Origin of the sequence: Gluconobacter sp. (assembly GCF_047723935.1) — a bacterium.
Lineage (GTDB): Bacteria > Pseudomonadota > Alphaproteobacteria > Acetobacterales > Acetobacteraceae > Gluconobacter.
Genome location: NZ_JBDOBO010000085.1, coordinates 1 through 9,580, shown reverse-complemented (window position 1 = coordinate 9,580; position 9,580 = coordinate 1). Strand labels below are relative to the sequence as shown.

The window sequence follows — 9,580 nt, the reverse complement described above, 5'->3', positions numbered from 1 at the left end:
TCAGACAAGATCAAAAAGTGAAAAAACCACGTGTAAGACACTGTTTTTTCACTGATTTTGTGTCCAAAATTGCGCAAATTTTCGGTTTTTATCGTCATCCGGTGACGACCTCGGACGCTCCGCTGCCCATGCGGGAGGAAACTGTCGAAAGGTATTGTCCCACCGTCCAGCCGCTCATGTTGTTGGCTGCAAGTGATGAACTCGACACGAGGCTGCTCAATGGAGTGTTGCTGGTCGCTGTCGCGATTTTTGAACCGGCCGATGTGCCAAACATATAGGCTGCGTAAACCTGCGCCGAGGTTGCTGCTGTTCCGGTGGATTTAGATACAGCGCTGGCATAGGAACTGATGATGGCGCTGGCGACTTTGGCCTGTGCCACAGGGTCATTCCGGTCAGCACTACTCAGCCCAAGCTTGGATGCGTAGTCGTTCCATGTGCCACTGGTAATCTGCCAGACCCCCGTGGCAGACGACGAACTGTTCCCGGTATTCTGGAAATGGCTTTCGATCTGAGCGTAAGCAGCGAGCGTATCGGGGTTGATGCCAGCCGCTTTCGCAGCCGCGACGGCATCGGCGCCATAGGATTGCGACAGCAGTTTGGACATTGCATCACTGCTGCCCCACACACCCGAGTAACTGGACGAACTCCCCGATGTCCCTCCTCCTGTTGAGGAAGACGTCGCCGCACCCGGAAAGATGAAGGTCGGCGCACCAGTCTCATCGATGCTTGGCACGATCTGGGAGGCCACCTGCGCGACACCCGGCGGTGCGGCGATACATACAGCCAGCAGGCCCAGCCCGCTCCGGCAGGCCAGAGAGAGGGGCCGCGTCATGCGCCAGGATATGAGAAGAGAACCATGCCGTCAGATGGTCTCATCCCGGCCACTATGCAGTGTGTGCCCGCAGAGGCTGTCGTGGATGTCCAGGGCTGCAGGTCCTCGGTCGGTATCCAGGCGGCCTTCCCATAAGCCCGCAGGATGCGGGTCCAACCGCCTGAGGTCGTCGTGGTTACGGCAAGCTGAGGCGGGGCGACGCCAACCTGTTTCGTGTCGCTTCCAGGTCCGGCATACACCGGTTCAAACTCCATACGGGGCGACATGCACGTAACGTGTCCACCCAGCGGCATGAGCTGCGGGTCAGGTGTGGCCGCGACAGGCGGCCCCCAGTCGCGCGGGCCGATGGCTTCCTGCCGTTGAGCAGCCAGTCGGTCGAGTTCCGCAGGCGACACATCCTGAGCGTAAGCAGGCCCAGCAAGCAGGCCCCCTGCCAGCAGGGAGAGGGTAAGTGTGAATCTGAAAGGCACGGAGTGACTCCTTTAACTGGTGGTCTCTCCGCAGTATCGCCTGAATCGTTGTGACGCTCGGCGTTCGGCTTTTGTTCCAAATGGTGTCACAACGCTGTGGCGCATGATGGGGAGAGAAGGAGACCCCGATGCGACATTCCCGAAACACTCTTCTGGTGGCTACAACCCTTGTGGCCCTCTCAACGCTGGCTCAGGCCCAGCGATGCCCTACCCTACCGCCTGTGGAAGTGACGCAGGCCCTGCCCGCCCCTTCAGGCGCACCCGACACCGGTCCTGTCCTGCGCCCCACGCCGACCGTACCCACGCCACGGCTCCTCCCGGCAGCAGAAATTGCGGCAAGCCCCGCACTCCGACGCATCACCAGCACAGGCGCGAAAGTCTATGAGATCGGCAACCGCGCCATGAATCATGGTCTGCAGGGTGTATATGCCGTCAATGGCGACATCTTCCGGGTATTCTACCTTACCCCGGATGGGCAGGCGCTGATTGGCGGCGTCCTATGGACGCAGGACGGGCACAACGTCACCCGTGATACCATCGCCCCGATCAAGGGCGCGATTCCTACCGTGACCATCACCGGGGCAAAAAAAGCGGCATCCGGGCAGGCCAGTGCACCGCTCGATGCGACAACGCTATCGGCCGAGCAGGTCAAGCGCGTCGCTCAGGCCAATGTCGGACTGGAAGGACAGGATGGGCTACCGCGCCTGACTATGGTGATCGATCCGCTCTGCCCCTGGTCAATCCGCGCACTCAATACGCTGGAGCCTTTTGTCGCGCGTGGCCAGATCCAGCTCGCCCTACTGCCGGTCTCCATCAATGATCACGAAAACAGCAATGCCAGCACTCCGGCCGCCACTGCGCTGTTGTCAGCAGTCCCACACGAGATGAAGGCAACGTGGCAGAAGATCATCGATCTGCATCACATCGCAGACGACATGCCCCGCACGGACGAGGCGGCCCTTCATCTGCAGCAGAATATGGCAATCGCTAAAGCCATTGGTGTTTCAGGAACACCGACATTCATCTGGCGCGACAAGGCCGGTGCATCGCATGTGACAGAGGGGTTGCCTGGGAATGTTGAACGACTGGTTCGGGAGCTGGGGCGGTGAGGCACCCCACACGCTCCATTCTAAGGGCAGGAAAATGGCTGATCTTCCCGCTTTACCTACCATTCGTGAGGGGCGTGCGCACCTTTAACCTGTTGCGACAGTATCTACGTGACAGGAAAGACTTTATCGAAGCATCGGCTATCGACACGGCTCTGGCCCCTGTTATGGATCCCGTGACAATCCGGGCGCTGATGTCCACACGACGCAACGGGCGGCTTTGCCTGCTCCTGTTTGTAGGCACTCTGTGCGTGTGGATCTGGTCGTGTGTTCACCAGGGGACAAGGTTGGTCAGTGTCGCCAGCCTGCAATTCGGCATCATTCTGTTGGTGCTTCTGGCGGAGTTTATCCGCCTGAGTTTTTCGAACTGGATGCTCCGCACCGGAGGCTTCGGGCGGTTTGGAACGTTCATCACCCGGGGGAGCAATCTCTGGCCCCGTTAGGGGCGCAAGCGCCTCCTAAGGGATATTTCAGGGTCTCTGTGCAACGTCGGTTTCCAGCAGCATCCGGACATAGCGTGTGTAGGGAATACCCTTTGCCTTCGCTCTGGCTTTCACTGCGTCCAGCAGAGACGCCGGCAGGCGCATGTTAAGGGCGGCCCCTTTGGGTTCGATCTCAAAGCGCATAGGCTTGAAACCGGACAGGTCATACTGAGTCAGATCCGATGTCGCGACGAACTCTTCAGCTGCGTTGTCGCTGTGAAGCGAGGGCATAGCCCTATTTTTTCCGCCCATAGTGCTCGACCTCCTTCTGATGCATGTAGCGGGCGCTGATCGGACGTAACCGGGTCTGGCTACCGACCGTCCTGAACATAAAGACCAGAAAGACATGACGCCCTGCTTCCGTCTTGCCAATAGCCCGCATCCGGGGTTCACCGGGATGAGGATCAGCCATGACCGCAGGTTCTCCCATCAGGACCTGCTCGATTTCGACCCGGGAGACGCCATGCTTGCCACATTTCGGCCAGTTGCCGCCATCCCAGTCAAAACCCGCTATCTTCATCCAAAGAAGATAGACATTTGCCTACACAAATGCAAGACTATCTTCTCTACGCTCTGACACGAGGCGCTGCCTCCAGCCAGTTTTCGACCTTCAGCCCTCGTATGCGACAAAATTCCCGGGTGTTATCCGTGACCAGTGTCAGCTTGAGGGTATAGGCATGGGCGACAATCAGCAGATCATTCAGGCCGATTGACTGACCTGCTGCTTCCAACTCGGCCCGGATTCCTCCGTATTCGCCATCAGCAGGCACGTCCAGAGGCAGAACCGGGATAATGTTCAGAACGCTCTCGACCCGTTCCAGCAGTCTGGCGGACCCTTTCTTTGCGCAGCCATAACGCAGTTCAGCTGCGACAATTACGCTAGTGAAGAGCGTCTTCGGATTTTCTTTTGCAATGCGACACGCGGCAAGTCCGGTAGGATTACGGATCAAATCACTGATGATGTTCGTATCCAGAAGATATCCGTTCAAAAGATGTCCTCCGGGCTAGCTGCCTGGTCTTCGATGCTCGGTAACTGGTCATCTGGGCCAAGTGGCTCTTCGGCCGTCCATTGGGCCAGCAGACCCGCCACTGTCGTCGGGCGTTCTGTAGGCTCAATGATGAGCCTGTTGCCTTCGCGTCGGATTAGCGCCCGGTCTCCCGGGAGTTCAAACTCGACAGGAATCCTGACCGCCTGACTGCGGTTATTGCGGAACAACCTGACTTCTTTAGGGCGTGAGGAAGAAGGCGATGGCATTGGCATGGAGGAGTCTCCTTGTATATGCCATCTTGTATATGTATTACACTGAAATTTCCAGAACAAACTGATAAGGTAAGAAAGTCCGACATACGCAACGTGAATGGGCGTATGCGACAGAACTCATGTGCCGGGATAAGAGAACACCACCATGCCATCCGAAGGACGAATGCCTGCAACGGTGCAGCGTGCACCTGCTGTAGCGGTTGTTGAATGCCACGGCAGGACATCTGCCGTTGGAATCCATGCGAGGTGTCCATGGGCACGGACGATCTGTGTCCAGGCCCCCGATGTCGTCGAGGTCACGGCGATCTGGGGCGGTGCAACACCGATTTTTTTCGCCCGCTTACTCGGACCGTCATAGACTGGCTCGAATTCCGTTCTGGGCGACATGCAGGTTGCTGTGTCCTTCAGGGGCACGGGCGGCGCTTCTGGCGCCGCTGCGACAGGTGCGCCCCAGTCGCGTGGTCCGATTTCGGCCTGACGTTGGGCTGAAAGCCGATCCAGTTCGGCAGGCGACGTCGTCTGGGCCTGTGCGGCCGACGCGAGCAGACCGCTGGAAAGCAGGACAACAGCCAGTTTGGGCATAATCGACACGAGAAACCCCCTCTAAGTGGCTGAACACGCCGATTAGCATACCGCTTGTCTGGAAAGAAGATTCCAGTGCGCAAATCAGACTACTCGTCCGGGGCATGATGTGGGAATGTCTGAGCCGCACGGCGGGTTAGATGCTCTGCCAGCAGATCGGCTAGCGTAGTTTGCAATAAGGGCTGTCGCGCTTCGGACGTTTGGTCCAGTCGTTCAGCAGTTTTTGGCAGACTGGGAACTACGGGTTCAGCACACATAAAAAAGCTCCATACTATTTCAGGACAGGCGATTGCCTCTTTCCCGATCAGTATGGAGCTTTCAGTTGTGACGACGGCTTAGAAGGTTCCGGCACGTCCTGCCGCTTGCGACACTGCCCATTTGGCGTGTTCATAATCCGGACGGTCGGCCTGATCGACTGGATCTGTCGGGCGGACGATCGTGCCATCGCGGGACGCGACAGAAGGCGACCAGTGCGCTGGCGATGAGCCGTAAGACGCATAGGGGTCGTATTGTGCCTGACGCACCGGCGGGGGCTTGAGCGGCCTGTCATTCGCGGAACGCAAATTGCCGTGGGCACATCCGGAAAGGGCCAGCAGACAGCCGAGTAGCGGAAAAGAAATCCTCACGCCTGCGGTCCGTTCAGTTCCGCCTCAAGAGCGGTAATCAACGCGACTGCGTTATCCGGTTGCGCTTTGATAGTGTTTAAGCACTTAGCGAGCTTATTAAAATCCCGCACCAGTTTATTATGCTTCTTAACACCCTCATTGAATTCATCATTCCGCAGTTTTTTCTCAGCCTGCAAGGCTTCCTGCGCCGCAGCGAGCTGCTGACGCAGATCGGCTGAAACCTGCTCTTCTTGTTCCCAACCGGCTCTCATTTTGCGTCCCCATACTTGCCACTCGGCAAGTGTTTTCTGGAGATTAAACGCCTTGTTCTGCCAGTGGTTGGCGACCTGTGTCTGCTGTGCGAGTGCTGACACTGTACGGTTCTGCTGTTCGAGATCATTGGCAACCCGGCGGAGTGATCCGCGAATACCGCCTAACGCACCAGCTGTTACAAAATCACTGCACATGGGTCACGCCCTCAAACATCGGTCTGTGTAATGGGCCGCACCTGTGCAGCCGTTGTCGTATCCATTGCGGGAACAGTACCACCAGAACCACCACCGCCACCACTTTTTTTTGCCTCGTCTTTCAATCCTTCGAGATATTGTGTGCCAACCTGACGACCAGTATCTGCTCCCTGCTCGACCGGCCGGCTGGAGGATTTTTCGAATTCTTCCGCATCCACACGGCTGGCTGCACCAAATCCGACCATGGAGGCCATGTGATGGGGCAATGTGGTGATCAGGCGGAAGGACAATGTCGCAGTCGTCATCTCCATGGCGGAATACATGATGATCATGGCGATCAGGCCGACCCAGTTATCGGTGAGATAGCCATGATCCAGCGTAAAGGTCGAGGCGACCAGAAAGCTTTTCATCAGCAGCCAGGAAAACGCTGAGAATATTGTATAGCTGAACACCATACCGATCACCATCATCGCCGGCCGGAAGAGAATGGTGAAAAGAATCTCGTAACCCCGCACCCCTTTGCCGTGTATGCCGTCTCCTGCGAACGTCATATGGGCCAGAAACCATAGAGGCGCATAGGCGACAGCCTCTACAACCAGCAAAAACCATCCCGTAACGCCGGCAATCCAGTAAAGGTAAGGCATCATCGGCAGGACATAGGCCAGCGTCACCCCTGCGGAGAGCAGGAAAAGGCAGGCCGTAAAAATCACCGGCAGCAGCCGAGTAATCGTTCCACTCAGGACAGTTGCCGCTGCCGCGGTGGCCGTGACGCCCCATTGTCCGGTCACGAATGACGTGACACCAGCACCAATATCGAGAGAGACGCTGCCAGCCGCCACGGACAGCGCTATGGCCGTCAGCGCCAGATGAATGAGAAGATGCCCCATGCCGATCATGGCGCCTAGAGGATCAACCCAATCCGTGCCGGAGCTGCCCATCACCAGATGGTTCATGATGAGTTCGAGCGTGCCAGGACCGAAGTTCAGATAGGTCAGCACCTTCGTCCAGATCGCCGTACTATCTGAAGAGACGTGTGCGTTGGCGTATAGTCGGGGTGAGGCGCTGTTGGGAGCCGGCTCGTCGGCCGTCTGAAGTGTTGCATCCATCTTGCCGAGATAACTGGATACGCTCTGGAGGAACGGCAGCAGGTCCTGCCCCAGATACGCGCCTATGCCTGCCCATGATGGTGCTACGACAGCGGGCGTGATCGACGACACTGAAATGACTTCCGCGTTCAGGCGGGAAATTTCGAGATAATAGGCCCCAAGCCCCGTCCAGCCGAGGGAGCGGAGTTCTGAGGTCGCTGAATTATCGCTGGCTGTTGACCCGGCAGCACCCCGAACTGCGGCAACCACGCTGGAGGCGATGCCTGTCAATTGCCCGTTAAGATAGTTCGACTGTGCCACAAAAATAGTGTCGAGCGTACCCAGTGTTGCGACATCACGGGTTTTCCACAGGGACGTTATGGTATTCTGAATACCGGAACGGATATTGGTTGCCAGCGTTTTGAGGGATTGTATCTGCTGGCTACTAACCCCACTGAAATCAATGCTCTGGTATTCTGTCGTGGTCGCGGTTTTGACGGGCGTGCTGATGGAGACTAACCCACAAGTCGGCATAGCCGAGCCATTGCCATGCGCCATTTCATACGAGATGGACACCGTACCGTTGCCATCATCAATGATGCTGGGCTCAGGAACAAGATCCGGATTGTTGGACGCCTTATTGATGAGAGCCCGACATATCTCGCTTTCCATGATGTCAAGCACCACCTGGCGCGAGCCCGGAATCATGGGTGTTGCCAGAGGGAGTGCCTGCGGTCCCACCTTGTTCATCACCACTTTTTCCTCGATTGTGGCCATACCGATAGAAGCCTTGGCAAAATTCACAATCAGGTTTTGACCGAGCGAAAAGCCGTTGAGAACCGGCAGCATCATAATGACGCTGCCAACAGCACGCACTGGCACCCAGCCGCCAAAACTGGCGGAGAACACCTTCCCGGTTTCAGCTGTTTTCTGAATCTGGGCCAGAATGGAATACATGATCCAGAAGCACGCCATAATCGACACAAAGGTGGTAAACCACTGCAGCAGGGTGCCGGTGGCCGTATCCGCGGTGCCGTCCATAGGGAACAGGCTGTCTAGAACGCGCGAAGACCAGTCATCACCTGCGACAAGGTCGGCCCAGCTTACATTCTCGAACCCGTTCGTGGCGTGGGCTGGCCCTGCGTGAAGCAGAACCAACCCTCCAAGTAAGGCAGCCAGCAAGGACGGCAAAAGCCGCGCCATTTTGGACACACCGCGCATGGTTCAGGCGCCCATGGACGGGCTGTTATCGCGCCCCTGCTCACGTCCCTGGGTGAGAGCCAAAAAACGCGCCTTCACCTTCTCCATGATGCGTTCGAGTGCGCCCCCGATGTTCTTGATCAGACTCTCGCCGGGATTGCGACCGGGCACGTCCTCCATTTCCATGGCTTTCTTGCCGGCCCTCTCTTCGACCTCGACAACGGACTGAGCGTTTGTCGCGCCGCGTTCAGACGCCTCACTCTGCAGAGAGCCAAGATTGAGACGCATATTCTGCAGTGTGTGACCCAGATCGCTGTAAGCTTTGCCCACTGTGTCGTTAGACAGGCGGAGCTTCTCGAACTCCTGCCACAGACCGTAGTGCTTGCCACCTTCGCCCATACTGGCCATCAACGCAGCCGGTTTGATACCTTCCTGCTGGGCTGTTTCTTCCATTTTCTTGAAAAAGGGCGCGGCTGACTGCTTCAGATCCTGATACTGCCTGTCAGCCATACGGATGTTGCCATCCACTGTAGCTACCAGGCTGTCGATCCGGCGCTGATCAGATGCGGCCGCCTCTTTTGCAAACCACGATTTGGCAACATTGGCCACCTTGGACACGGCATGCCCTGCCAGACTACCCACAGGAGCCTGCGTTGGTTGAGCAGCCTGGGGCTGCGCTTGGGCCGCGGTCTGTGTATTCTCTTCTTTCTCTCCCTCAGGTTCGACATCTTTCGTTCGAACATTGGTTTTGTCCTGATTTTTCTGCCCGTTGGTCTGGTCTACCGGCTTTGGCTCATTCCCTTGCTGCTGCTCAGGTGGGGTACTTTGGGCAGTTTTTTGGTTATTCATGTCTTCGTTGCGAATATCCCGTTCTTGCCGCGCGCTAATACCCGCCTGAGCTTTTTGCTCATCCGCAGTCTGGTTGGCCTCCTGTTCTGGCGGAGCAGCCCGATGGCCCGCATTCTCGCTCGTAGCATCTACTGTTTCACCGCCACGAGACGCCGAGGCGACGTCGGGATCACCAAACGGAATGCTCATCGACGCATGTTCGAACGACTGATCGCCCTGGTTCATATCCTGGCCTGCGGCAGGACGCCCCTGCTCATCCGTCGCCGGTCGCGCTTCAACTGTTGCCTCATGAGGCGCCGCTTGCGTGATACTTTCAGCGACAACGCCAGCCGCAGCCGGAGAGACCGGCTCCGCAACCGCTGGCTCGGGCGGAGCAACAACCGGGGCAGGCTGTGCAACATTGTCTGCAACAACGTCAGGAGCCACAACGGGCGCCTCTGGCGATACGACCGGCGCAGGCTGAGGGGCTGGAGCAGGTTGCGCAACAGGGGCCGGCTGCGGTGCGAGGACGACACCGGCCTGCGCAACTCGGGCCTCAAGAGCGTTTACCCCGGCAGAAATCAGGAATGAGGTCTGCTGTTCCGCGGGCAAAGAGCCCAGTTCTACGCTGGCATTACGAATATCCGCGACAAGCTGGCGGT

The 9,580-nt window shown here is 57.6% G+C and carries 13 protein-coding genes and 1 pseudogene; 2 read left to right on the top strand and 12 right to left on the bottom strand.

What is annotated here, in order from left to right:
- Positions 1 to 94 precede the first annotated feature (94 nt).
- Positions 95 to 832 carry a transglycosylase SLT domain-containing protein gene (locus tag ABF979_RS14990; RefSeq protein WP_415499308.1) on the bottom strand — a complete coding sequence of 246 codons (738 nt, stop codon included), beginning with the start codon at positions 830 to 832 and terminating at the stop codon, positions 95 to 97.
- Complete coding sequence (locus tag ABF979_RS14985; RefSeq protein ID WP_354858841.1) at positions 829 to 1,302, bottom strand: SH3 domain-containing protein; 474 nt, start codon at positions 1,300 to 1,302, stop codon at positions 829 to 831. The genes ABF979_RS14990 and ABF979_RS14985 overlap by 4 nt, the downstream gene beginning before the upstream one ends.
- A gap of 128 nt (positions 1,303 to 1,430) precedes the next feature.
- Here ABF979_RS14985 and ABF979_RS14980 point away from each other — a divergent pair, with 128 nt between their 5' ends.
- Positions 1,431 to 2,411, top strand: a complete 981-nt coding sequence (locus tag ABF979_RS14980; protein WP_415499307.1) for a DsbC family protein — start codon at positions 1,431 to 1,433, stop codon at positions 2,409 to 2,411.
- Positions 2,408 to 2,851, top strand: a complete 444-nt coding sequence (locus ABF979_RS14975; RefSeq protein ID WP_415499306.1) for a hypothetical protein — start codon at positions 2,408 to 2,410, stop codon at positions 2,849 to 2,851. Before ABF979_RS14980 ends, ABF979_RS14975 begins: the two co-directional genes overlap by 4 nt.
- A gap of 27 nt (positions 2,852 to 2,878) precedes the next feature.
- Here ABF979_RS14975 and ABF979_RS14970 read toward each other — a convergent pair whose 3' ends face one another.
- The 10 genes and pseudogenes from ABF979_RS14970 to ABF979_RS14925 form a co-directional block, all read right to left on the bottom strand.
- Entirely contained in the window at positions 2,879 to 3,121 is a 243-nt protein-coding gene (locus ABF979_RS14970; protein WP_415499305.1) for a BrnA antitoxin family protein, read from the bottom strand.
- Between the two features lie 4 nt (positions 3,122 to 3,125).
- Entirely contained in the window at positions 3,126 to 3,410 is a 285-nt protein-coding gene (locus tag ABF979_RS14965) for a BrnT family toxin (RefSeq protein ID WP_415499304.1), read from the bottom strand.
- Between the two features lie 46 nt (positions 3,411 to 3,456).
- A complete protein-coding gene (locus tag ABF979_RS14960) occupies positions 3,457 to 3,879 on the bottom strand; it encodes a type II toxin-antitoxin system VapC family toxin (protein ID WP_415499303.1) in 423 nt (140 codons plus the stop codon).
- Positions 3,876 to 4,151, bottom strand: a complete 276-nt coding sequence (locus ABF979_RS14955; protein WP_354858829.1) for an antitoxin — start codon at positions 4,149 to 4,151, stop codon at positions 3,876 to 3,878. The genes ABF979_RS14960 and ABF979_RS14955 overlap by 4 nt, the downstream gene beginning before the upstream one ends.
- A 117-nt stretch (positions 4,152 to 4,268) precedes the next feature.
- Positions 4,269 to 4,742: an SH3 domain-containing protein gene (locus ABF979_RS14950; protein ID WP_415499302.1), complete on the bottom strand. Its 474-nt coding sequence runs from the start codon at positions 4,740 to 4,742 to the stop codon at positions 4,269 to 4,271.
- Between the two features lie 80 nt (positions 4,743 to 4,822).
- Complete coding sequence (locus ABF979_RS14945) at positions 4,823 to 4,990, bottom strand: hypothetical protein (protein WP_415499301.1); 168 nt, start codon at positions 4,988 to 4,990, stop codon at positions 4,823 to 4,825.
- Between the two features lie 78 nt (positions 4,991 to 5,068).
- The gene (locus tag ABF979_RS14940; protein WP_415499300.1) at positions 5,069 to 5,359 is read right to left on the bottom strand and encodes a hypothetical protein; all 291 of its coding nucleotides are present in this window, start codon (positions 5,357 to 5,359) and stop codon (positions 5,069 to 5,071) included.
- Complete coding sequence (locus tag ABF979_RS14935; protein WP_415499299.1) at positions 5,356 to 5,805, bottom strand: hypothetical protein; 450 nt, start codon at positions 5,803 to 5,805, stop codon at positions 5,356 to 5,358. The genes ABF979_RS14940 and ABF979_RS14935 overlap by 4 nt, the downstream gene beginning before the upstream one ends.
- Positions 5,806 to 5,816: 11 nt before the next feature.
- Positions 5,817 to 8,111, bottom strand: a complete 2,295-nt coding sequence (locus ABF979_RS14930; protein ID WP_415560577.1) for a DotA/TraY family protein — start codon at positions 8,109 to 8,111, stop codon at positions 5,817 to 5,819.
- Between the two features lie 3 nt (positions 8,112 to 8,114).
- Positions 8,115 to 9,580, bottom strand: a pseudogene (locus ABF979_RS14925) (hypothetical protein); the annotation flags it as partial.